The organism is Amycolatopsis melonis (genome assembly GCF_040064235.1).
In the GTDB taxonomy this organism is placed as follows: Bacteria; Actinomycetota; Actinomycetes; order Mycobacteriales; family Pseudonocardiaceae; genus Amycolatopsis; species Amycolatopsis melonis.
In genome coordinates this window covers 36599-59683 of record NZ_JBDZYD010000006.1, presented here as the reverse complement: position 1 = coordinate 59683, position 23085 = coordinate 36599, and the positions used below count along the sequence as shown (strand labels likewise).

The window sequence follows — 23085 nt, the reverse complement described above, 5'->3', positions numbered from 1 at the left end:
TCAGCCGAAGAGCTGCACCAGCTTCAGGAACAGCTGGTACACGCCATAACCGAACGGCAGCACCACCCACGCCCAGGCCAGCACGAGCAGCGGCACCCGCGCGGGTTTCGTCGGCTCCGTCACGCCTCGCTCCTCACGGCCGTGCCCGTCGCGGCGGGCTCGTGGTACTTCTCCTTGACCGGGCGGACCAGCTCGTTGGCCACGAAGCCGATCACCAGCAGGCCGATCATGATGGCGAAGGACATCGTGTACAGGTCCGGGCCGGACTTGCCCGCCGCCTTCTCGCCGTCGGCGATGCGGTTGACGATCAGCGGGCCGAGCACGCCCGCCACCGACCACGCCGTCAGCAGCCTGCCGTGGATCGCGCCCACCTGGTAGGTGCCGAAGAGGTCCTTGAGGTACGCCGGGACCGTCGCGAAACCACCGCCGTAGAACGACAGGATCACCATGGCGCACAGGATGAACACCAGCTTGGACGAGTTCTGCGTCAGCGCGATCACCAGGTACAGCAGCGCGCCGGCACCGAGGTACGTGCGGTAGATGTTCTTGCGCCCCACCAGGTCCGATGTGGACGACCAGACGAACCGGCCGAGCATATTGCACAGTGACAGCAGCGCGACGAAGCCCGCCGCCGCCGGCACGCCCACCGGGGTCGGCGTGTTCCGGAAGAAGTCCTGGATCATCGGCGACGCCTTCTCCAGGATGCCGATGCCCGCGGTGACGTTGAAGCACAGGACCACCCACAGGCACCAGAACTGCGGTGTCCTGATCGCGTTGGCGGCCGAGACGTTCGCCGTGCTGATCATCGCCTTGCCGTGGTCGGTCTTCGGTTCCCAGCCGTCCGGCCGCCAGCCGTCGGCCGGGACGCGCACCAGCAGCCAGCCCAGCGACATGAAGACCGCGTAGGCCACGCCGTGCACCAGGAACGCCGTCGCGATCGTGCCCGTCGTCGGCGCGGTGCCGAGCATCGACGACGACCACGGCGACGCGATCAGCGCGCCGCCGCCGAAGCCCATGATCGCGATCCCGGTGGCCATGCCCGGCCGGTCGGGGAACCACTTGATGAGCGTCGAGACCGGCGAGATGTAGCCGATGCCCAGCCCGACGCCGCCGATCCCGCCGTAGCCGAGCACCACGAGCCAGAACTGCCCGGTCGCCACGCCGAGCGCGGAGACGAGGAACCCGCTGGCGAAGCAGCACATCGACACGAACATCGCCCAGCGGGGGCCGTTGCGCTCGACGAGCGTCCCGCCGAAGGCCGCGGACAGCCCGAGCATGACGATGCCGAGCTGGAACGGCAGCGAGCTCTGCGTGCCGTTCAGATGGAGCGTTTTCTCGAGCGGGGTCTTGAACACGCTCCACGCGTAGGCCTGGCCGATCGACAGGTGCACCGACAGGGCCGCCGGCGGCACCAGCCAGCGCGTCCAGCCGGGGGGCGCGACGGTCCGGGAACGGTCCAGGAAGCCGAGAGCCATCGGATCCCTCCGTACTCTGGGGATGATGGAGGGAATGTATTACCAAATACCCGACGTTGCACCATACCGGTGTCAAACTTAGGGGCCGAGAAAGGTGTACGGATGGGCAGGGTGACCGTGCGCAGGCCGGTGCGGCGGATCTCCGCGACCGGGGACCGGCGCCGCCCCGACGCGCTGGCGGCCGAAGAACCCCTGGAGCTGCGGGTCGGAGGCCGGGCGCTGGCCGTCACCATGCGCACGCCGGGGCACGACGTCGAGCTGGCGCACGGCTTCCTGCTGTCGGAGGGCGTGATCGGCGGCCGCGAGGACGTCGCCGTCGCCCGCTACTGCGACGGCGTCGACGACCAGGGCCGCAACACCTACAACGTGCTCGACCTCGCGCTGGCCGACGGCGTGCCGGCGCCGGACACCGGCGTCGAGCGCAACTTCTACACCACCTCCTCCTGCGGGGTGTGCGGCAAGGCCGCGCTCGACGCGGTCAAGCTGCGCACCCGCTTCTCCCCCGCTTCGGCGGCGTTCACGGTGAAGAGCGAGACGCTGGCCGCCCTGCCGGACGCGTTGCGTGCCCGCCAGAAGGTGTTCGCCAGCACCGGCGGCCTGCACGCGGCGGCGCTGTTCACGCCCGACGGCGAGATCGACGTCGTCCGCGAGGACGTCGGACGGCACAACGCGGTCGACAAGGTGCTCGGCTGGGCGGTACTGGAGAACCGCATCCCCGCGCCCGGCCACGGCCTGCTGGTGTCCGGGCGCGCGTCGTTCGAGCTGGTGCAGAAGGCGGCGATGGCCGGGATCGGGCTGCTGGCGGCGGTGTCCGCCCCGTCGTCGCTGGCGGTGGAGCTGGCCGAGGAGAACGGCATGACGCTGGTCGGCTTCCTGCGCGGCGACTCGATGAACCTCTACACCGGCGACCACCGCATCCTGACCTGACCCTCAGGCCGAGGCGACCCAGTTGCCGTGGAAGCCGTTCGGCACGCGGTCGGGCAGGTGGATCGCCGCCACGGTGTCGAGCGTCTCCGCGTCGAGGATCGTCAGGTCGCTGCGCTGGGTCGCCGGGTCGAACACGAAGCCCATCAGGACGCCTTCGTCCTCGGCCGCGTCGTCGTGGCTCGGCACGAACACGAACTCGCCCGGCTGCCGCCCGTCGCCGAACGCGCGCTCGGCACGCGTGCCGGTGTGGAAGTCGTGCTTGAACACCGAGCCGCCCGGCTGCGCGCCGCCGTCGGCGGACATCGCGTAGCCGTAGCGGTGGCGGCGTCCCACGAGCCGCTCGTCCACGCGCGGGAACTCCTGGCCGCGGTCGTCGAGCCGCTCCTCCAGGACCTTGCCCGCGGCCAGGTCGACCGTCCAGCGGTCCAGCGTCGGGCCGCCCTCGTCCGGGCCGTGCAGCTCGCGGTCGAACATCTTCGGGTGGCGGACGACACCGAGCACGATGCCGTCGCCGTCGTCGTAGGCGTTGAGCGGGTGGAAGACGTAGCACGGCTCGACGTCGAACCAGCGGACGTCCCCGTTGCCGCCCTCCCGCGGCATGACCCCGATCCGCGCCGGGTACCGCGGGTCCCAGCGGTACGGCAGGCCGCCGTTCGCGCCGATCTTGCGGGCCATCATCGCGGTCACCGGGTCCGGGACGCGGACCTTGCCGACCAGTGCCGAGAGCACCAGCTTCGCCGGCGTCCGCAGCATGCCCGGCACGTTGGCGGCCACGGCCATCTCCGCGTTGAACGTCACCGGCAGGTCGTAGAACACGACGTGCTTCTCGGTCAGGGAGAAGTCGTGCATCATCGGCGACCCGGTGACCTCGACGTCGACCGTGCGGCGGGCGCGGCCGTCGGTGCCGACGACGGAGTACTGGACCTTGTTGCCCATGCCGAAGAAGTACGACACGGCGTGCAGCTCGCCGGTCTGCGGGTCGCGCTTGGGGTGGGCGGTGTAGCCGCCGGGGAGCGTGCCGTCGAAGTCGCAGCGGCCGACGGTGTCCAGCTCGTCGGTCAGCTCGTAGATCGGCGCGCCTGCCTCGACCAGCGCGAGGGTCTTGCCGGCGTGGCCGATGACGTTGGTGTTGGCGCCGAGTGCGTCCAGCCCGCAGAACCGGCTCGCGTCCTCGCCATTCAGCGCCGCGGCGACGGCGGGGTTGCGGACCCAGCGGTTGCGGTACCACTCGGCCTTCCCGTCGCGCAGGCGCACGCCGTGGACCATGCCGTCGCCCATGAACCAGTGGTAGGCGGCCGGGTCCACTTCGGACAGCGGGTTGGGGCCGTTGCGCAGGTAGCGGCCGTCGAGGAACTCCGGGATGCGCCCGGTGACGGCCAGCTCGGTGATCGTGTGCTCCCGGCTGACCGGGGCGAAATTGCCGTCGAGGAACTTGTTGCCCATGCGTGACCCCTCCGCGGATGAATAACTCGGTTATGTCATCCAGGTATAACAGGGTTATGGGACACTGGCAAGCGTGAGCCCGAAACCGCGCGCGACCGACGTCAAGGACCGGCTCGTCGAGGCCGCCATCCGGCTGCTCGACGAAGGCGGCCCGGAAGCCCTGCAGGCACGCAAGCTGGCAGCCGAGATCGGCGTCTCCACGATGGCCGTGTACACGCACTTCGGCGGCATGGCCGCGCTGGTGGACGAGGTCGCGCGGGCCGGGTTCGTCAAGCTCAGCGCGTGCCTGGCCGAGGTCGGCGAGACAGCCGACCCGGTGGCGGACATCTTCGGCATGGCCCGCACCTACCGGCAGGCGGTCGCCGAGCAGCCACAGCTGTTCGCGGTGACCTTCGGCCAGTCCGCGCCGGGCGGCAAGCGGGCGACGCTGTCGGACCTCACCACCGAGGAAGGCCGCGAGTCCGCACGGGAGGGCCTGGAGGCGTTCGGCCACATCGTCCGGGCGAGCGAGCGGGCCATCGCCGCGGGCCGGTTCCGGCCCGTGGACCCGTACCAGGCGGCCGCCCAGCTCTGGAGCGCGCTGCACGGGTTCGTCACGCTGGAGGCGTCCGGCCACTTCGGCCCCGGCGAACAGGGGATAGACCACATTTTGATACCCCTCGGCATCACGCTCGCGATCGGCCTCGGGGACACTGTGGACAGGGCGGAACGCTCGGCCGAGACGGCCAAGGCGGCCTGGCGGGCGAGGAACGGAAACACCGGGCAGGGTGGGAACGACTAACCCGGTGAACCGGGGCGCGAGGGAACGCGGAGCGGGTGCGCGGCGTCCCATGAGGGGCAGGCGGGGGACGGAGACAGGTGAACGAGAACAACGACGCGGAGCCTTCCGGGGCGGTCGCGGACGCGGTCCAGGGGGCCCGGCGGTGGCTGAGCCGCCGGTCGGTGCTGATCGCGGGCGCGTCCGGGCTGGCCGTGACCGGCCTGGCCGTCGGCACCGCGACGGGCAAGCTGCCGTTCAGCCAGGCCCTGCAGCGCACGCTCGGCGTGACGTCGTCCAACCCGACGACCCAGCTGGGCAGCACCCGCGTCGAGCGCGTCTACTCGGCCGCGCGCGGCCGGATGGTCGACCTGGTGTTCATCCTGCCGTCGAAGACCCCGCCGAAGGGGCTGCCGATGTCGCTGATGCTGCACGGCCTGCACGGCAACGCCCGCAGCGCGGCCCCGACCGGCACGCTCAAGCAGCTCGCCAGTGACGTCGCCCGCAAGGCCGTCCCGGCGTTCGGGTTCGTGGCCGTCGACGGCGGCGACAACTACTGGCACGAGGTCCACCCGGGCGACGACCCGATGGCGATGCTGCTGGAGGAGGTCCCGCAGTGGCTGCGGGCCCGCGGCTTCGCCGGGCCCAGCGGGCTGCCGTTCGCCTGCACCGGCGTCTCCATGGGCGGCTTCGGCGCGCTGGTGTACACGCGCCGCCGGATCGAGCGGCGCCAGCCGCCGTCCGCGGTCGCGACGCTGGCCCCGGCCCTGATCACGGCGTGGCCGGAGATGGCCAAGCGGCACATCTTCACCGGCATCCAGGACTGGACGGCCCTCGACCCGCTCAAGCACGTCGACGAGACGAAGAGCGTGCCCAACGGCATCTGGTGCGGCACGGAGGACCCGTTCATCACCGGCGTCCGCCGCTACATCGAGGCGGCCCGCCCGGCAGTCGCCCACACGGCACACGGCAAGCACGGCGACCCGTTCAACCGGACGGTCGTGCCCAGCGTGGTCAGCTTCCTCGGCAAGCACGTCCCCCGCGCGGCCTGACGCAAGGTGGGCTGAAAGGGACGTTCCTCGCATGTGGCGAGAGGAAAGTCCCTTTCAGCTCGTCTCACGAGACCAACGTCCCTTTCGCCGGACTCAGCGGCGGAAGTGGACCCGGGTCGTGGTGCGGCCGGGGACCCAGTACGTGCGGACCAGGTCGGCCAGGCGGTTGACCAGGACCAGACCGCGGCCGCCGAGCGTCGACGCCGACGGCGGGATGCGGCCCGCGAGCGGGGACGTGATCGTGCCCGTGTCCGTCACCTCGGCGACCACCTGCGCCGGCTCCGCCCACAGCCGCAGGACGCCGGTGCCGCCGCCGTAGAGCACGCTGTTGGTCGTCAGCTCGGCGATCGCCAGCGTGAAGTCGTCCCGGCGGGGACGGCGCAGGCCGTGGCGGGCCGCCCAGATCTCCGCGAACCCCCGCAGCGACGCCAGCTGCCCGAGGTCGAACGGCCGCTCGACCACGGCAGGCGGGGACGCCAGCGGCCGCGTGAAGTCCGCGCGCACGCCGTCGGGGTCGAACCGCGGGCTGTCGAACGGGCCCGCCGGGCCCCGCACCTCCGGGTGGGTGCGCTCGGCGTCGGTGAGGACGTCCACCGGCAGCTCCGCGACGTCGTACGGGCACAGCACCGTCAGGTCACGGCCCGCGAAAGCGGTGTTGATCAGCGCTTCGTGCACCACGCACGCCGGGTACTCGACGTCGGTGCGGCCCGCCCAGATCGGCTCGCCCACGATCCGCACCGGGCCCGCGTGCTGCCCGGCGAAGGCGTGCAGCACCGACGGCAGGATGGCGCCGGGGTTGCGGCCCGCACGCTCCATGTCGATCAGCCGGACCTCGCTCGCGCGGTCCTCCAGCGCCTTCTCGACGAGCAGGAGGTTGCGCCCGGGCACGGCGACCGCCGCGGGTTCACCCCGGTCGAGACCTTCGAGGAGGAACGGAACGACACCGTCGAGATACTCGGTGTCACCACGGTAGAACAAGGCTGGATGCCGGAAGGGTCCGAGGGCATCTACCACGGATCACACGTACCCGCGCCGCGCTGATCGCAAACCCGGCGAACGCCCGGAAATCACTCGACCCAGCGACCCACGACGGAGATCAGCCAGAAGCCGGCCATGGTCGCGACCGCGAACAGCAGGACCCAGTTGAACAGCTGACGCCGCGCGGTCACCCCGCGGGCCTGCCAGAGGCCGTACCCGCCGACGAGGAACAACGGGACCGGCAGCAGCGGCAACGGCGACAGCCGCGCCACCACGGCCACGACGCACGTGCCGGTGAACACCGCCAGCATGCCCATCAGCACGCGGTTCAGCCACGGGTACCGGTCGAAGACGGACGCGATCACGCGTTCGCTCAGCTCGCGGAAGCCGAGGACCGGCCCGGCGGCCACCGGCGCGGGCGCCGGGGCCGGTGGCGGCGGCGCCTGCACGCCGCCGCCGGCGACCGTGTCCCCGGTACCCGGGAAAGAGTCAGCAGTCATTCAGCTTTCCTGTCGGGTCTCCGGGCCGGGCGGCCCGGAGACGCCCGGCCTCAGGCCGACTTCTCGCCGCGCTCGCTGCGCGCGCGCCGCGTCGGCTGCCGGGCGACGATCGTCGGGTTCACGTTCTCCCGGACGGTCTGCTCGGTGATGACGACCTTCGCCACGTCGTCGCGGCTCGGGATGTCGTACATGACCGGCTGCAGCACCTCTTCCATGATGGCGCGCAGCCCGCGGGCGCCGGTGCCGCGCAGGACCGCCTGGTCCGCGATGGCCTCGAGCGCCGTCTTGGTGAACTCGAGCTCGACGTTGTCCATCTCGAAGAGCTTCTTGTACTGCTTCACCAGGGCGTTGCGCGGCTTGGTGAGGATGCTGACCAGCGATTCCTTGTCCAGGTGGCTGACCGTCGCCACGACCGGGAGCCGGCCGATGAACTCCGGGATCAGCCCGAACTTGATCAGGTCCTCGGGCATCGTGTCGGAGAAGACGTCGCTCTCCTCGATCTCGGACTTGGTGCGGATCTCCGCGCCGAAGCCGAGGCCGCGCTTGCCGACCCGCTCGTTGATGATCTTCTCCAGCCCGGCGAACGCGCCGGCCACGATGAACAGCACGTTCGTCGTGTCGATCTGGATGAACTCCTGGTGCGGGTGCTTGCGGCCGCCCTGCGGCGGCACCGAGGCCGTGGTGCCCTCGAGGATCTTCAGCAGCGCCTGCTGGACACCCTCGCCCGAGACGTCCCGCGTGATCGACGGGTTCTCGCTCTTCCGGGCGATCTTGTCGACCTCGTCGATGTAGATGATCCCGGTCTCGGCCCGCTTGACGTCGTAGTCCGCCGCCTGGATGAGCTTGAGCAGGATGTTCTCGACGTCTTCGCCGACGTAGCCCGCTTCGGTCAGCGCCGTGGCGTCCGCGATGGCGAACGGCACGTTCAGCAGCTTCGCGAGCGTCTGCGCCAGGTAGGTCTTGCCGCACCCGGTGGGGCCGAGCATCAGGATGTTCGACTTGGCGAGCTCGACCGACTCCTCCTTGGAGTCCTTCGGCCCGGCCTTGTCGTCCGCCTGGATCCGCTTGTAGTGGTTGTAGACCGCTACCGCGAGGGTCCGCTTGGCGTCCTCTTGGCCGATGATGTACTGCTCGAGGAACTCGTGGATGTCGGCGGGCTTGGGCAGCTCGTCGAGCTTGACGTCGCCGGCCTCGGCCAGCTCCTCCTCGATGATCTCATTGCAGAGGTCGATGCACTCATCGCAGATGTAGACCCCGGGGCCGGCAATGAGCTTCTTCACCTGCTTCTGGCTCTTCCCGCAGAAAGAACACTTCAGCAGGTCTCCGCCGTCACCGATCCGTGCCATGGCCGTTGACCTCGTCCCCTCCGGCGCGGCTGCCCACGCCTGACTGTGTTGCGACGGTGCGACCCCCCGGCCACGGGTGACCGGGTGCGAGCCTCACGCATTGCCACTGACGGTACCCGTCCGACGCCGTGAGCGGGAACACCCACGGCCTCCGGGAGCACGTCAGAGGACGACCCTAAACCAGGATGCCGGTGTGTGTCGTCTCCTCGACACACACCGGCCTGGCGGATCTACAGAGCCGACGCCTTGCGGTACGGCAGCACCTCGTCGATGATGCCGTACGCCTTCGCCTCCTCGGCGGTGAGGATCTTGTCGCGCTCGATGTCGGCCTTGATCTGGTCCGGGTCCTTGTTCGTGTGCTTGGCCAGGATGACCTCCATCTGGCGCCGCACCCGCTGGATCTCGTTCGCCTGGATCTCCAGGTCGGAGACCTGGCCGTAGGTGCCCTCGGTGGCAGGCTGGTGGATCAGCACGCGCGAGTTCGGCAGCGCGTAGCGCTTGCCGGGCGTGCCGGCCGACAGCAGCACCGCGGCGGCCGAAGCGGCCTGGCCGAGGCAGTACGTCTGGATGTCCGGGCGGACGAACTGCATGGTGTCGTAGATCGCCATCAGCGAGGTGAACGAGCCACCCGGCGAGTTGATGTAGACCAGGATGTCGCGGTCCGGGTCCTCGTGCTCGAGGTGGATCAGCTGGGCCATGACGTCGTTGGCCGAGGCGTCGTCGACCTGGACGCCGAGGAAGATGATCCGCTCCTCGTACAGCTTGTTGTACGGGTTCGACTCCTTGACGCCGTAGCTGGTGCGCTCGACGTACGACGGCAGGATGTACCGCGACTGGGGGATGTTCGGGGCCCGGAAGTCACCCGGGAGCCTGAAGTTGCTCATGATCGAGTCTCCTGTGTGCTTCGCGGTCAGTTCGCGCTGTGACGGCGGGCCATGTCGGCGGTGAGGACGTGGTCCACGAACCCGTAGTCCTTCGCCTCCTGCGCGGTGAACCAGCGGTCGCGGTCGCCGTCCTTGATGATCTGCTCGACCGTCTGGCCGGTCTGCTCCGCGGTGATCCGGGCCAGCTCCTGCTTCCACTTGTTGAACAGGTCGGCCTGGATCGCGATGTCCGACGCCGTGCCGCCGACACCGGCCGAGGGCTGGTGCATCAGGATGCGGGCGTGCGGCAGCGCGTAGCGCTTGCCCGGCGTGCCCGAGGAGAGCAGGAACTGCCCCATGGAGGCCGCCATGCCCATCGCGTAGGTCGCGACGTCCGGGCGGATCAGCTGCATGGTGTCGTAGATGGCGAACCCGGCGGTGACCGAACCACCCGGCGAGTTGATGTAGAAGCGGATGTCGGACTCGGCGTCGTCGGCGTCGAGCAGCAACAGCTGCGCGGTGATCCGGTTGGCGACCTCGTCGTTGACCTCGGAACCGAGGACGACGATGCGCTCCTGGAGCAACCGCTCGAACACCGAGTCGGTGAGGTTGAGCCCTGCGGTGCCGGTCCGCGCCTCGGGCGTGTGCTGCGTCACGTCTGCCTGCCTTTTCGCCGGCGGCGGCCCGGTACTGACGGCCGCCGCTGTCGTTTCAGATGCTTGAGATCTTGTACCCGACCCTAACGAACTTGGGCGGCGCAGAATGCCTGACACCGCCCAAGTTCGCTCACAGCTTCACTCCGCCGGAGTCTTCGCCGTTTCGTCGGTGACCTGCGTCTCCTCGGTTGCCGGCTCGTCGGTGCCGAACAGCTCCGAAAGGTCGACCTCGGCGCCGGAGCCGTCGGTCACGGTGGCCTTGCGGACCACGGACGCGAGGGCCTTGCCGCGCCGGACGTCGGCGTAGATCGCGGTCAGCTGGCCCGACTGCTGGGCGCGCTGGACGTACTCGTCCGGGCTGATCCCGAAGCGCTGGGCCTGGTAGATGATCCGCTCGGTGAGCTCGCCGTCGTTGACCGACACCTGCTCCTTGTCGGCGATGGTGTCCAGCAGCAGCTGCGTGCGGACGGCCTTCTCCGACTCGGTGCGGGTCTCCGCATCGAACTCTTCGAGCGTGCGGCCCTCGGCCTCCAGCGCCTTGGCGAACTGCGCCTCGTCGTGGTCGAACGGGTGGATCGCGTCGTGCTTGCGGTTCTCGATCTCGGCGTCGAGGACCTTCTCAGGGATCGGCACCTCGGTGCGCTCCAGGAGCTCGTCGAGCACCTTGTCGCGGGCCTGGACGCCCTGCTGCATCTTCTTGACGCGGCCGAGGCGCTCGCGCAGGTCGTTCTTCAGCTCTTCGATCGTGTCGAACTCGCTGGCCATCTGGGCGAACTCGTCGTCGGCCTCGGGCAGCTCGCGCTGCTTGATCGACTGGACGGTCACGGTCACCTCGGCGTCCTTGCCGGCGTGCTCACCGGCGACGAGCTGGGTGGTGAACGTCTTGGTCTCGCCTGCGGTCGCGCCGATGATCGCCTCGTCGATGCCGTCGACGAGCTGGCCGGAGCCGATCTCGTAGGACAGCCCGGTGGTGCTCGCCTCCTCGACGGCCTCGCCGTCGACGGTCGCGGACAGGTCGATCGAGACGAAGTCGCCGTTCTCGGCCGGGCGGTCGACGCCGGTCAGCGTGCCGAACCGGGCGCGCAGCTCGTCGAGCTGCTCGTCGACCTCCGCGTCGGTCAGCTCGACGTCGTCCACGGTGACCGTGAAGCCGTCCAGGTCGGGCAGCTCGATCTCCGGGCGCACGTCGACCTCGGCGGTGAACTCGAGCACCTCGCGGTCCTCGAGCTTGGTCACGTCGAACTCGGGGTTGCCGAGCGTGCGGACCTCGTTGGCGCGGACGGCCTCGATGTACTTGGCCGGGATGGCCTCGTTGACGACCTCGTCGAGCACCGGGGCGCGCCCGATCCGGCTTTCCAGGACGCGAGCGGGCGCCTTGCCGGGCCGGAAGCCCGGGATGCGCACCTGCTGGGCGATCTTGCGGTAGGCGCGGTCGAAGTTCGGCTTGAGCTCGTCGAACGGCACCTCGACATTGATCTTGACTCGCGTCGGGCTGAGCTGCTCGACGGTGCTCTTCAAGGTCTTCTCCTCGAGCGGATGGGATGGTTTGCCGGAACAGCGGCGCGCAGTGCGCACCGCGACGTCCGAGTCTAGGCCAGTGGCCTTCGCCGCCCGGCCGGGGGCCACCTGCAGTGTCAGGCGCCGAGCATGCGGCCGATCACCCAGCGCATCTGGCCGCTCGCGTGCTCGGCCGAGCCGCTGGGCTGCACCAGGTGGGACAGCAGCAGCCGGACGAACGCCTCGACCGCGACCGCCCACTCCGACGGGGTCAGCCCGGCCTCGGGATAGCAGCGCGCGAACAGCGCCGCGACGGTGTCGACCGACCGCCCGAGCACGCCCTCGGGCCGGGTGGTGAGCAGCGGGAGGAAGTCGTCGCGGCCGCCCTGCGGGCAGCCGAGCGCGATCAGCAGCAGCGGATTGGCCCTGGCGGCTTCGAGGGTCTGGCGGAACGCCGCGGTGACGCCGTCGACCGGGCGGCCGGGGTGGGCGGCGACGACCTCGGTCACGCGCTCGGCGAAGCGCTCGGTCTCGCGCAGCATCAGCGCCTCGGCCAGCTCGGGCTTGGAGCCGAGTTCGTTGTAGACGGTCTGCCTGCTGACGCCGACGTGCGCGGCGAGCTTGCCCATCGTCACCGCGGCCCAGCCGTCCGCGGCGATGATGCCCGCGGCCGCGTCCAGCAGCCGGTCCCGGGTGCTCACCGGGAGGGGGCGGGTGACGGCCTTCACAAGGCGAGCTTACCTGCCGCTTGCGTTCCGCTGGCCGAGACCTTTTTTCGGAGCGTGGCACAACGTTTACAAACCCCGTCGGGTTGTCTACGGTGACTCCCGCCTCGCCAGGAGCTTCTCGACCGAGGAGACCGCTCGATGCCCGTCGTCGATACCCCGCCGCGTGGCTCCGGGACGTCCTCGGCGGCCGCCGCCCGCACGGTGCCGTCGCCCCGCGTCCCGCTCCCCCGCGTCTCCGTGCCGACGCTCCTGCTCTTCGCCGCCGGCGTGGCGCTCTGGGGCACCGCGACCTGGCTGCTGCTGACCGGCACCGCACCGGTGTGGACGGTGCCGCTGCACGCGATCGTCACCTTCACGATGTTCACCGTCGTGCACGAGTCGGCCCACCACGCCGCGGGCAAGCTCACCTGGGTCAACGAGCTGCTCGGCAGGCTGGCGATGCCGTTCGTCGCGGCCTACGCGTCGTTCCCGCTGCTGCGGTTCATCCACAGCGAGCACCACCGCAACACCAACGCGGACCCGCGCACCGACCCGGACGCCTGGACGTCGGAGGGCGCGTGGTGGTCGCTGCCGTTCCGCTGGCTGACCATCGACTTCTGGTACGCGCGGTTCTACGCCGCCCGCGTCCGGAGCAGGCCGGGGCAGGAGCGGGCGGAGACGATCGTGCTGCTGTCGCTGGCGTTCGCGTTCGCCGCGATGCTCATCGCCTGCGGCCACGGCCGGGAGCTGCTGCTCGGTTACCTGCTGCCGCAGCGGATCGGGCTGGCAGTGCTGGCGTGGTGGTTCGACTGGCTGCCGCACCACGGCCTGCCCGCCGCGAAGCCGCGGGACAAGTTCGCCACGACGCGGGTGCGGGTGGGGCTGGAGTGGCTGATGACGCCGATGATGCTGTCCCAGAACTACCACCTCGTGCACCACGTCCACCCCGCCGTGCCGTTCTACCGCTACCTGCGGATCTGGAAGGCCAACCGCGAGGCGTACCTGGCCCGCGACGTGCCGATCATCACGGCGTGGGGCCGTGAGCTGACGCCGGCGGAGTACCGCGCGTGGCGGCGGCTGACCTGCGAGCTGGCCGGCGGCGAGCCCGATCCCGGGCCACCGGGACGCACGCACCCGAGCCGGTTCCACCGCCTGCGCGTGCGCGAGGTCAGGCCGCTGACCGCCGACGCCGTCGAGATCGCCTTCGACGTCCCGCCGCACCTGGCGGCCGAGTTCCGCTTCACGCCCGGCCAGCACGTGGCGGTGCGCGCGGTGCTCGACGGGCAGCCGGTGCGGCGGACGTACTCGATCTGCGCGCCGTCGGACAGCGGGCAGCTGCGGATCGCGGTGAAGCGGCGTCCGGGTGGCGCGTTCTCCGGCTTCGCGACGACGACGCTGGCCGCGGGCGACTTCCTCGACGTGCTCCCGCCGTCCGGGACGTTCACCCTGGTGCCGGACCCCGCTCGCGCCGCCCACTACGTGGCGCTGGCGGCGGGCAGCGGGATCACGCCGGTACTGTCCATTGTGGTCAGTGCGCTGGACGCGGAGCCGCACAGCCGGGCGACGCTGCTGTACGTCAACACCTCGGGCGCGACGACGTTGTTCGCCACGGAGCTGAGTGCGCTGGCCGAGCAGTTCGGCGGGCGGCTGCACGTGGTGCACTACCGCACCGACGAGCGCGACCCGGACCTGCACACCCACCGGCCCCGCCACTTCGACACGGTCGGCGAGGCGCTCGCGATCTCCCACGAGCGCTACCAGCGCGGCCGCCTCGACGGGACCCGGCTGCGCGCGCTGCTGCAGAACCGCCTGCACCCGGCGAAGGTGGACGAGTGGTTCCTGTGCGGCCCGCGCGGCCTGACGGAGCTGGCCCGCCGCACCCTGGCCGACGCGGACGTCCCGGAGGAGAACGTCCACTTCGAACTGTTCCGCGGCGCGGCCCCGCTGCTCGACCCGGCGGGCACCCCGGCAACGGTGGCGGTGACCCTGGGCGGCCGGACGACGTGCGTGCCGTCCGCCGCCGGGGAGACGGTCCTGGACGCGGCGCTGCGCGCGGGTTTCGAGGTGCCGTATTCGTGCACGGGCGGAGCGTGCGGCACGTGCCGGGCGACGCTGCTGCACGGCCAGGTCGACATGGACGTCCGCTACGCGCTGACCGAGGAGGACGTGGCGGCGGGCCGCATCCTGACGTGCCGCTCCCGGGCGACGACCCCGGAGGTCGCGGTCGACTACGACCGCTGACCCGCCGTTTCGCACGGGTGAGCGGAAAGGCGCTTTCGTCTCATCTGGTGCGGTGAAAGGGACTTTCGTCGCGCCAGACGCCAGGAGAGTCCCTTTCAGCCCGCCGGGGTCAGCCCGTCCGGGTGGGCGGGGTCCCCTGGCCGCCGCCGGGAGCCTGCGGGCCCGCCTCGCCGTCGGTGACCGACGTCGCCGTTGCCGTGGTGCCCGACTCCGTCGCCACCACCGTCACCGTGTCCCCGGTCGCCAGGCCCGTCGCCTGCTCGGCCGTGATCGTGTACGTCTTCGAGAAGCCGTCCTCGCTCTTGGCCGTCAGCGACGTCGCGCTCAGTGCCGTCACCTCACCCGTCTGCGTGATCTTCGTGACGTAGCCGCCGTTTCCGTCCGACGCGACGTACTCGCCGTGCAGCGTCGTGCCCAGCCCCGGACCGCCGGGCATGCCGCCCGCCCCTCCGGCCTGTTGCTCGGTGGCCGCCGAGGACGAAGCGGCCCAGACCGCCGCTCCGCCGCCCGCCACGATCGCGGCCGCGACGGCGCCCGCCGCGATCTTCCGGCCCGGCGACCAGCCCGGCCGCGCGGGCCCTGCCGGTGCCGCGCCCCACGTCCGGTCCGGAGTGGACGGTTCCTGCGGTGTGCTCATGCTGGTGCTCCTTCTCGGTTTCGTCCGGTGTGCTCCACCGTCCGGCGGCAGGCTGTGTGCGGACTGTGCCCGCCGTCAGCCGTGCCTGTGACCGGGGAAGGAACCACCACACAGCCACCTCACAGGCCGCGCACAACCCGCACACACCGCGCCGCCGGACGCTGGATCCATGGCCGCGCGCACCTCTTCGCCACGTCCCCGCCGGGGACGGCTTTCGCTGCGCGCGAGGCTGACCGGGTCGGTGGTCGTGCTGCTCACCGTCGTGTGCCTGATCGTCGGCGTGGTCAGCGAGTTCGCGCTCGACGTGTTCCTCACCCGCCAGGTCGACCAGCAGCTGTCCGCCGCGGCGGCGCGCTCGCAGATGTTCGCGGCCACCTCCCCGCGCTCGGACGGCGGACCGCCGCCGGACGACGCGGGACGGCACCCGCTCGGACAGAACGTCGGCACGGTCAGCGGCACCTTCGACGGACGGCAGCTCGTCCACAACGACAGCATTTCCGAGCACGGCCAGCGGATGCCGCTCAGCGCGGCCCAGCAGGCCGCCATGCTCGCGGTGCCCGCCGACGGCAAGCCGCACACCGTGTCCTTCCCCGGCCTCGGCGACTACCGGCTGATGGCGCTGCCGGTGCCGGGGACGGGCGAGGTCGTGGTCACCGGCCTGCCGCTGCAGCCGGTCGACGACACGCTGCTCACCGTCGGGATCATCCTGTTCGGCGTCGCCGCGGCGGGCGTCGTCGGCGCGGCGTTCCTCGGCGCGTTCGCGGTCCGCCGAACGCTGCGGCCCCTCGAGCGCGTCGCGGCGACCGCCGCGCGCGTCACCGAACTGCCGCTCGACCGCGGCCAGGTGGCGCTGTCCATCCGCGTCCCGGAGGCCGACACCGACCCGCGGACCGAGGTCGGCCAGGTCGGCTCGGCGCTGAACCTCATGCTCGGCCACGTCGCGCAGGCACTGGAAGCCCGGCACGGCAGCGAAATCCGGGTCCGGCAGTTCGTCGCGGACGCCAGCCACGAGCTGCGGACGCCACTGGCGGCGATCCGCGGGTACGCCGAGCTGGCCGCCCGCGGCAGCGCGCTGGTGCCGCCGGACGTCGCGCACTCGATGGGCCGGATCCAGGCCGAGGCGGTCCGGATGACGGCGCTCGTCGAGGACCTGCTGCTGCTCGCCCGGCTCGACGCGGGCCGACCGCTGGACGTGCGCGAAGTGGACCTCACGCGGCTGGTCGCGGACGCGGCCGGGGACGCCAGGGTCGCCGGGCCGGACCACCGGTGGCTGCTGGAGCTGCCAGAGGACCCGGTGCTCGTGCACGGCGACGTCCAGCGGCTGCACCAGGTGCTGGCGAACCTGCTGGCCAACGCGCGCACGCACACGCCGGCCGGCACGACGGTGGTGACCGCGCTGGCCCGCTCGGCCGACGGCAGCGCCGTGCTCACGGTGACCGACGACGGTCCCGGCATCGACCCGGACCTGCTGCCCGAGGTCTTCGAGCGGTTCGCCCGCGGCGACTCGTCCCGCTCGCGCACCGCGGGCAGTACCGGGCTCGGGCTGGCCATCGCCGCCGCGGTCGTCGTCGCCCACCACGGCACGATCGAGGTGCACAGCCGTCCCGGCCGGACCGAGTTCGCGGTGCGCCTGCCCGTGGCCGTGCCCGCACAGCGAGTGCACAGCGTCGGCACAACCCGGCCCCAGCTGGGGACCGGAAGCTGAGGACATGACCGTTCTCGAGTCGCGTGAAGCCCTCGCCGTGACCCCGTCCCCGCCCGTCCGCCGCACCTGGCACCGCCCCGCGCTGGCCGCGCTGCTGCTCGCGACGGCGGTGCTCTACCTGTGGGGCCTGGGCGCCTCGGGCTGGGCGAACGCGTTCTACTCCGCGGCCGCGCAGGCGGGCTCGCAGAGCTGGAAGGCACTGTTCTTCGGCGCCAGCGACGCGGCGAACGCGATCACGGTCGACAAGACCCCGGCGGCGCTGTGGGTGATGGGCCTGTCGGCCCGGCTGTTCGGCGTGAACGCGTGGAGCATCCTGGTGCCGCAGGCGCTGATGGGCGTCGGCTCGGTCTGGCTGCTGCACGCGACGGTCCGCCGCACGTCGGGCCCGGCCGCCGGGCTGGTCGCCGGCCTGGTGCCGGCACTGACGCCGGCCGCGGCGCTGATGTTCCGCTTCAACAACCCGGACGCGCTGCTGGTGCTGCTGCTGGTCGCGGCGGCGTACGGCGTGGTCCGCGCGCTGGAGCAGGCGAGCCCGCGCTGGCTGGCGCTGGCCGGTGCCGCCGTGGGCTTCGGGTTCCTGGCGAAGATGCTGCAGGCGTTCCTGGTGCTGCCCGCCTTCGCGCTCGCCTACCTCGTCGCGGCCCCGGTGCCGCTGGGCAGGCGGCTGCTGCACCTGCTCGGCGCGCTCGCGGCGACCCTGGTGTCGGCGGCCTGGTACCTGGTGGTCGTGGCGCTGTGGCCGGCCGCGGACCGGCCGTACATCGGCGGTTCCCAGACGAACTCGCTGTGGGAGCTGGTCTTCGGCTACAACGGCTTCGGCAGGCTCACCGGCGACGAGGTGGGCAGCGTCGGCGGTGGCGGCGGCCGCGGCTGGGGCTCGACCGGGCTGACGAGGCTGTTCGGCAGCGAGATGGCGGGCGGGATCGCCTGGCTGCTCCCGGCGGCCCTGCTCGCGCTGGGCGCGGGCCTGTGGTTCACCCGCCGCGCGCCCCGCACGGACCGGTCACGGGCGGCCCTGCTGCTGTGGGGCGGCTGGCTGCTGGTGACGGCGGCGGTGTTCAGCTACATGGGCGGCATCATCCACCCGTACTACACGGTGGCACTGGCCCCGCCGATCGCGGCGCTGGTGGGCACGGCGGCGGTCCAGCTGTGGCGCCTGCGGTCCCGCCCGCTGGCGGCGGGCCTGCTGAGCGGCGGCGCAGCCGTGACGGCGGTGACGGCGTACCTGCTGCTGTCGCGCTCGTCGTGGCAGCCGTGGCTGGCGCCGACCGTGCTGGTGGGTGGCCTGCTGGCGGCGGTGGCCCTGTTCTTCGCCCCGCACCTGACCCGCTGGGCGGCCACGGCAACGGCGGCGTTCGCCCTGGTCATCCTGCTGACTGGCAGCGGCGCGTACACGCTGGCAACGGCGTCGGCAACGCACAGCGGAGCCATCCCGTCGGCCGGTCCGTCCTCAGGCTTCGGCGGCGGCCGTTTCGGCGGCGGTCCCGGCGGCCCCGGAGGCGGCCCGGGTGCCCTGCTGAACACGACAACGCCGGGCGAATCGCTGACGGCCCTGCTCCGGAAGGACGCATCGAAGTACACCTGGACGGCGGCCACGGTGCTGTCGAACGCGGCGGCGGGCTACCAGCTGGCCGGCGGCGCCCCGGTAATGGCGGTGGGCGGCTTCAACGGCACGGACCCGTACCCGACGCTGGAGCAGTTCCGCCAGTACGTGGCGGACGGCCGGATCCATTATTTCCTCGGCGAGGGCATGACGATGCGAGGAACGAGCGGCTCGGACGCGGCACAGCAGATCGCCGAGTGGGTCGCCGAGCACTACCAGGCGTCCACTGTGGACGGAGTGACGGTGTACGACCTCACCGCCTGAGGCCCGACGAAAGCAGGTGTGACACCGGTCCGGCCCCGGGGCAACCTGGTCAAGGACCGGCTCACTCCGGCACACTGGTGGTGCCCAGGCGAACAGGAGCTCCTGCTGATGACCGAGCCAGACATCCGGCCGGCCGACTCCGCAGACCTGGATTCCTTCGCCGCCACCCTCGGCGACCACGGATTCTTCACCGACCGCTTCAATCGCCAGCGAAAAGCACTAGGCCGGTTGTTTCTGGCCCGGCTGGACGGCCGCCCCGCGGGCGCCGTCTACCTGTGGCTGGAGCAGGCGGAGGAACCCCCGATCCGCTGGTACCTGCCCGGCGTCGCACTGATCACGCACCTCCAGGTCCACCCGGACCTGCGCAACCGCGGCGTCGGCCGGGCACTGGTGGGCGCGGCGGAGGACTACCTGGCCGCGGCGGGCCACACGCGCGTCGCCCTGGCGGTCCGGACGGACAACCCCGGCGCGGCCCGCCTGTACGACCGGCTCGGCTACCGCGACTGGGGACACGGCGAGGTCGTCTGCTTCGCCCAGCTGGTCCTGCCGAGCGGAGCGGTACTGCGGGAGCCGGAGCGGTGCCGGGTACTGGTCAAGGACCTCCCACCGGTCACACCCAAGCCGCGCGCCGAGCCGACGTCGGTCGCCGCCCTCCCCTCGTCCTGATCCGGCCGTCCACCCCCGGCTGGGCCAGCTGGGCGAGGCCGAGCGCGGCGAGCGCGCCGTCGATGCCGAGGTTGCGCGGATATCCGTCCACGTGCCGCCACCAGCGCAGGCAGTCCGTCTGCCACGCCTTGAGGTACTGCACGCACAGCTCCGGCTTGATGAGGTGACTGCGCCCGATCGCCGCCTTGAGCGCGACGATCATCCGCTCCTTCTGGGCCGCGTGGATCGGGGCCTCCCCCACCCGGTCGATGGTGGTGGAGATGATGCGCCGCCGCTCGAGCAGGAACGCCTTCCAGTACTTTGCGTCGGCGGCGGCCAGGCTGTCGCCGTTGTCGAGGAGACTGAACACGCCTTCGGCGAGCGTGTCGCCGAGTTCCTCGCCGCGAGCCCGCTTGTCGTCGCGGTACGGGTCGTAGTCGTCCTGGAACGCCTTCCCGGTGACGGCCGACGGCCGCAGCCGCCCCTCGTCCAGCAGGAAGAACCAGTCTTCGTTGTAGATATTGGGAAAGAAGGAGCCGAAGGCTTCCGCCCCGACCGCGAGCGCCCCACCGCCGATGAACGTGTCCTGGGCTTCGCCGATGTCGCGCAGGGCGTGGCACACGACGGAGTTGTCCGGCATGCCCTCGTTCGCCAGGCCCACGACCGGGTGGGTGGCGAGCAGCCCCGCCGCCGCACCGAGATCCCCGAGCCGCGGCAGCACGATGTCGTCGTCGAGGAAGAGAATCCGCTCCCACCCCGCCAGTGTCGCGATCAGGAGGCCGAGATTGCGCTTGAAACTCGTGTCGACGCGCCGCTGGAACGGGCTGAGCCGCAGCAGCTTGTCGGTGGCGAACGCGGGCACGAGCCCCGGCGGCAGCAGGTTCGGGTCGATGTCGATGGCCGTGACCCGGACCCCCGCCTGCTTGGCCATCAGCGCGGCGCTCGAAGCGTCCGCGCGCAGGCTGCACATCAGCAGCAAGTGGGCGTCGTGCTGGTCCGCCAGCTCGATGGCCTGCTCCAGATAGCGCGCGGGCCGCCCGTTGGGCACGATGATCGCGTTCATCCTCGCGTGCGGCACGCGGTCCGCGTCGACGCGGGTGAGCAGGCCCTGGTGCGTCTGGTGCTGCAGCGCGTTCACGCGACGTCCTCGGGCCACTCGTGCAACCGGTTCTCCGGCAGCGTCCAGTCGGGGGTGAGCCCCTTCCCGTCCACGACGGGTACGCGGCTGATGATGCTGAACGACTCCGCGCCGGCGAACCGCTTGCGCAGGTACTCCCCGTTGCGATCACGGAACCTGCGATCGGTCAGCGCGCGGACCGCGCCGAGAGTGCCACGACCGTACATGCCATTGCACACGGTCACGGTGCGCTTCCGGTTGAACGGACTGACGCCCCGGTAGAAATGTGCCACGTCTTCCAACAGGTGACCTTCGCTGTCCAGGAGGGGCGAGAACAGGACGTTCTCGCCGTCACGCTGCACCTGGAAGCCGCCAGGTTCGCTGGTCGGAGCCTCGTCGGCGCGGACGACCTGTTCCACCGGCAGGTCCACGCGCTTGATCACGGCGGCGGTGACGGTGTTCCAGTCGACCCCACCCAGGAGTACGAGGTGGGTCGTGTAGTCGTCGGGGGTCAGTTCCTCGGTCTTGCGGAAGTTGACCTGGTTCCGGGGGTTGCTGGCCCGGATGTGCCCGTAGAGTTCGATCAACGCGTCCGGGTCCGCGTAAGTGTAGAGCGTGACGAAGTCGGCACTCTCCGGATCCACGTACTCCATGTGGACCCGCAGCTCGCGGGGAAGTTCGGCGCAGACGATGGTGACGTCCTCGCCCTCGGGGTAGGTCCAGATGTCGGCCGTCGCGGCCACCGGCGGCACCCGGCCCTCGCGCAGCCGGAGCAGCTCGTCGAGCAGCTCCTTCCGCTGGACCCGCTCCTCGTCCGTCAGTTCTTCGAGCGAAAGGACACGCACGGTGTCGCCGTGCACCGAGCGGCGGGTGGCGAACAGCGTCGCGTACATCTCGAGCCGCCGCACCGGGGGGCGGACGGGTTTGTCGGCGTTCTCCCATGACGAGATCAAGGAGATGCTGACCCCGCCGAAGGCCTCGGCGAGCTGAGCCTGCGTCAGGCCGACCTCGGGCCACTGCTCCTCCCGCAGGCCACGCAGGCGGCGCGCGAGTTCAGGCCGCGGCGAGACTGGGGACACGACTTCGCCACCCTTCAGGAAATTTCAGTACTGTGGCCGAGGGCACAGATATTACTCCCCGTGAGTCGAGGGACGATCGGCGACCCTCGGAAGCCGGGACTGAACCGTTACTTCCCTCGATTCTCACGCAAACCAAACAGGTAACGCCTGATTCATCTCAGTTGATCCGGGGTACCTCAGCTCTTACAGTCAAGTTGACTGAACTTCAGTTGCCACCTGAAGCCAGGAGCAGGCCATGGACACTTCAGCGCACGCCTTGCCGCTTCACCGGGCCATTGTGGCGGTCGACATCGAGGGCTCGACGACGCGGACCAACCCGGCGCGGGCCCAGCTCCGGACCGTCCTGTTCGACCTGCTGGACGAGGCCTTCCTCGCCGGCGGGATCAGCAGGAAGCACCGCGACGCCTTCGTCGACCGGGGCGACGGCGCGCTGTGCCTGGTGCGGCCGGTCGACCAGGCACCGAAGCCGGTGCTGCTCGCCACCGTTGTCCCCACCCTCGGCACGCTGCTCGGCAAGCACGCCGAAAGCCGTCCCGAGCTGGCCTTCCGGCTTCGCGTTGCCGTGCATGCCGGGGAGGTCCACTACGACAGCCGCGGGCCCTACGGCGAAGACGTCGACATTGCCTGCCGCTTCGTCGATGCGCCCGAAGTCCGGCGGCGGCTGCGCAGCACGACCGCGCCGCTCGCGCTCGTCGTCTCGCAGGAGCTGCACCGGTCGGTGGTGCGGCACGGCTATCCCGGCATCGACCACGACGCCTTTACGCAGGTGGTCACCGTCAAGGTCGGGACTCAGCGGGTCCGAGGGTGGCTCTACACCCCCGAGGCCGGGCAGGGCGGAGAGGGCATCAGCGCGTAACTGACCGGAATGAGGTGGGGACAGTGGAACCGACGGGATTCTGGGCCGGGCTGCCACGAGCGGACCGGCGCGCGCTGACGGACTCGGCCACGCGGCGGTCCTACCGGCGCGGCGAAACGCTGTGCCGGGAAGGCGACCGCTCCACCGTGGTGCTGGTGCTGCTGTCCGGTCACGTGCGGATCGTGCACGGCACGCCGGACGGGCGCGACGTCGTCGTCGGCGTCCGGGGCGCCGGCGACGTCATCGGCGAGCTCGCGGCCATCGACACGCAGCCGCGCTCGGCGACCGTCGAGGCGCTGGACGATCTCGCCGTGCTGGAGATCGCGGGCGACCGCTTCGCCGCACTGTGCCAGGCGCGGTCCCGGATTTCCTGGGCGCTGCTGCTCGTGCTGTCCACGCGGCTGCGGTCCGTCGGGCGGCAGTGGCTGGACCTCGGCGGCGGCGCCGCGTCGCGGCGGGTCGCGGCGCAGCTGATGCAGCTGGCCGTCCAGCACGGCGTGCCGCGCGGCACCGACATCGAGATCGCGGTCCCGGCCACCCAGGCGGAGCTGGCGATGACCGCGGCGATCTCCCGCGAATCGTGGGCGCGCGCGACGCGCGACCTGCGGCGGCAGGGGGTGATCAGCACCGGCAGAAGACAGGTGACGATCCACCGCCTGGCCGAACTTCGACGACTGGCGAGCTGAATCCGCCGCCTGTGTGTCACCTGACACACAGGCCGCGGCGAGCCGGAGGTT

The 23085-nt window shown here is 71.2% G+C and carries 22 protein-coding genes; 9 read left to right on the top strand and 13 right to left on the bottom strand.

Annotated elements, in window-relative coordinates; all coding sequences use genetic code 11:
* Nucleotides 1–123 carry an MFS transporter small subunit gene (locus tag ABJI51_RS17180; RefSeq protein ID WP_348952006.1) on the bottom strand — a complete coding sequence of 41 codons (123 nt, stop codon included), beginning with the start codon at nt 121–123 and terminating at the stop codon, nt 1–3.
* A complete protein-coding gene (locus tag ABJI51_RS17175) occupies nt 120–1475 on the bottom strand; it encodes an L-lactate MFS transporter (RefSeq protein WP_348952004.1) in 1356 nt (451 codons plus the stop codon). Before ABJI51_RS17175 ends, ABJI51_RS17180 begins: the two co-directional genes overlap by 4 nt.
* A gap of 102 nt (nt 1476–1577) precedes the next feature.
* On the opposite strand from ABJI51_RS17175, the gene fdhD reads away from it, so the two are divergent.
* Complete coding sequence (fdhD, locus tag ABJI51_RS17170; protein ID WP_348952002.1) at nt 1578–2402, top strand: formate dehydrogenase accessory sulfurtransferase FdhD; 825 nt, start codon at nt 1578–1580, stop codon at nt 2400–2402.
* A gap of 3 nt (nt 2403–2405) precedes the next feature.
* Here the strand turns inward: fdhD and ABJI51_RS17165 are convergent, their stop codons facing one another.
* Nucleotides 2406–3845, bottom strand: a complete 1440-nt coding sequence (locus tag ABJI51_RS17165) for a carotenoid oxygenase family protein (RefSeq protein WP_348952000.1) — start codon at nt 3843–3845, stop codon at nt 2406–2408.
* 73 nt (nt 3846–3918) lie between these two features.
* Here ABJI51_RS17165 and ABJI51_RS17160 point away from each other — a divergent pair, with 73 nt between their 5' ends.
* Nucleotides 3919–4626, top strand: coding sequence for a TetR/AcrR family transcriptional regulator (locus tag ABJI51_RS17160; protein WP_348951998.1), 708 nt, complete (start codon nt 3919–3921; stop codon nt 4624–4626).
* 77 nt (nt 4627–4703) lie between these two features.
* Nucleotides 4704–5654, top strand: coding sequence for an alpha/beta hydrolase (locus tag ABJI51_RS17155; RefSeq protein WP_348951996.1), 951 nt, complete (start codon nt 4704–4706; stop codon nt 5652–5654).
* 93 nt (nt 5655–5747) lie between these two features.
* Here ABJI51_RS17155 and ABJI51_RS17150 read toward each other — a convergent pair whose 3' ends face one another.
* The 7 genes from ABJI51_RS17150 to ABJI51_RS17120 form a co-directional block, all read right to left on the bottom strand.
* Nucleotides 5748–6668, bottom strand: coding sequence for an anti-sigma factor RsbA family regulatory protein (locus ABJI51_RS17150; RefSeq protein WP_348951995.1), 921 nt, complete (start codon nt 6666–6668; stop codon nt 5748–5750).
* A gap of 53 nt (nt 6669–6721) precedes the next feature.
* On the bottom strand, nt 6722–7132 hold the full coding sequence (locus tag ABJI51_RS17145) for a hypothetical protein (protein WP_348951993.1): 411 nt from the start codon (nt 7130–7132) through the stop codon (nt 6722–6724).
* Between the two features lie 50 nt (nt 7133–7182).
* Nucleotides 7183–8478, bottom strand: coding sequence for an ATP-dependent Clp protease ATP-binding subunit ClpX (gene clpX, locus ABJI51_RS17140; RefSeq protein WP_072477411.1), 1296 nt, complete (start codon nt 8476–8478; stop codon nt 7183–7185).
* A 230-nt stretch (nt 8479–8708) separates the two neighbouring features.
* Nucleotides 8709–9362 (bottom strand): ATP-dependent Clp protease proteolytic subunit, encoded by a 654-nt coding sequence (locus ABJI51_RS17135; RefSeq protein ID WP_348951992.1) that lies wholly within the window; start codon nt 9360–9362, stop codon nt 8709–8711.
* Between the two features lie 26 nt (nt 9363–9388).
* Nucleotides 9389–9997 carry a ClpP family protease gene (locus ABJI51_RS17130; RefSeq protein ID WP_348951990.1) on the bottom strand — a complete coding sequence of 203 codons (609 nt, stop codon included), beginning with the start codon at nt 9995–9997 and terminating at the stop codon, nt 9389–9391.
* 138 nt (nt 9998–10135) lie between these two features.
* Nucleotides 10136–11515 (bottom strand): trigger factor, encoded by a 1380-nt coding sequence (gene tig, locus ABJI51_RS17125; RefSeq protein WP_348951989.1) that lies wholly within the window; start codon nt 11513–11515, stop codon nt 10136–10138.
* A gap of 116 nt (nt 11516–11631) precedes the next feature.
* Nucleotides 11632–12222, bottom strand: coding sequence for a TetR family transcriptional regulator (locus tag ABJI51_RS17120; RefSeq protein WP_348951988.1), 591 nt, complete (start codon nt 12220–12222; stop codon nt 11632–11634).
* A gap of 138 nt (nt 12223–12360) precedes the next feature.
* Here ABJI51_RS17120 and ABJI51_RS17115 point away from each other — a divergent pair, with 138 nt between their 5' ends.
* Nucleotides 12361–14442 carry a fatty acid desaturase gene (locus tag ABJI51_RS17115; RefSeq protein ID WP_348951986.1) on the top strand — a complete coding sequence of 694 codons (2082 nt, stop codon included), beginning with the start codon at nt 12361–12363 and terminating at the stop codon, nt 14440–14442.
* A 109-nt stretch (nt 14443–14551) separates the two neighbouring features.
* On the opposite strand, the gene ABJI51_RS17110 is transcribed toward ABJI51_RS17115, so the two are convergent.
* Complete coding sequence (locus ABJI51_RS17110) at nt 14552–15079, bottom strand: hypothetical protein (RefSeq protein WP_348951985.1); 528 nt, start codon at nt 15077–15079, stop codon at nt 14552–14554.
* Between the two features lie 169 nt (nt 15080–15248).
* Here ABJI51_RS17110 and ABJI51_RS17105 point away from each other — a divergent pair, with 169 nt between their 5' ends.
* The 3 genes from ABJI51_RS17105 to ABJI51_RS17095 all read left to right on the top strand — a co-directional run bounded on the left by ABJI51_RS17105 (nt 15249) and on the right by ABJI51_RS17095 (nt 19317).
* Complete coding sequence (locus ABJI51_RS17105; RefSeq protein WP_348951984.1) at nt 15249–16784, top strand: sensor histidine kinase; 1536 nt, start codon at nt 15249–15251, stop codon at nt 16782–16784.
* Between the two features lie 4 nt (nt 16785–16788).
* Nucleotides 16789–18651 (top strand): glycosyltransferase family 39 protein, encoded by a 1863-nt coding sequence (locus ABJI51_RS17100; protein ID WP_348951982.1) that lies wholly within the window; start codon nt 16789–16791, stop codon nt 18649–18651.
* 108 nt (nt 18652–18759) lie between these two features.
* Nucleotides 18760–19317, top strand: a complete 558-nt coding sequence (locus ABJI51_RS17095; RefSeq protein WP_348951981.1) for a GNAT family N-acetyltransferase — start codon at nt 18760–18762, stop codon at nt 19315–19317.
* On the opposite strand, the gene ABJI51_RS17090 is transcribed toward ABJI51_RS17095, so the two are convergent.
* Nucleotides 19262–20434 carry a hypothetical protein gene (locus ABJI51_RS17090; RefSeq protein WP_348951979.1) on the bottom strand — a complete coding sequence of 391 codons (1173 nt, stop codon included), beginning with the start codon at nt 20432–20434 and terminating at the stop codon, nt 19262–19264. The genes ABJI51_RS17095 and ABJI51_RS17090 overlap by 56 nt on opposite strands.
* Nucleotides 20431–21492: a helix-turn-helix domain-containing protein gene (locus ABJI51_RS17085; protein ID WP_348951977.1), complete on the bottom strand. Its 1062-nt coding sequence runs from the start codon at nt 21490–21492 to the stop codon at nt 20431–20433. Before ABJI51_RS17085 ends, ABJI51_RS17090 begins: the two co-directional genes overlap by 4 nt.
* 235 nt (nt 21493–21727) lie before the next feature.
* On the opposite strand from ABJI51_RS17085, the gene ABJI51_RS17080 reads away from it, so the two are divergent.
* Both ABJI51_RS17080 and ABJI51_RS17075 read left to right on the top strand, forming a co-directional pair.
* A complete protein-coding gene (locus ABJI51_RS17080; protein ID WP_348951975.1) occupies nt 21728–22348 on the top strand; it encodes a nucleotidyl cyclase domain-containing protein in 621 nt (206 codons plus the stop codon).
* A 23-nt stretch (nt 22349–22371) separates the two neighbouring features.
* Nucleotides 22372–23034, top strand: a complete 663-nt coding sequence (locus tag ABJI51_RS17075; RefSeq protein ID WP_348951973.1) for a Crp/Fnr family transcriptional regulator — start codon at nt 22372–22374, stop codon at nt 23032–23034.
* The last annotated feature ends 51 nt before the right edge of the window (nt 23035–23085 follow it).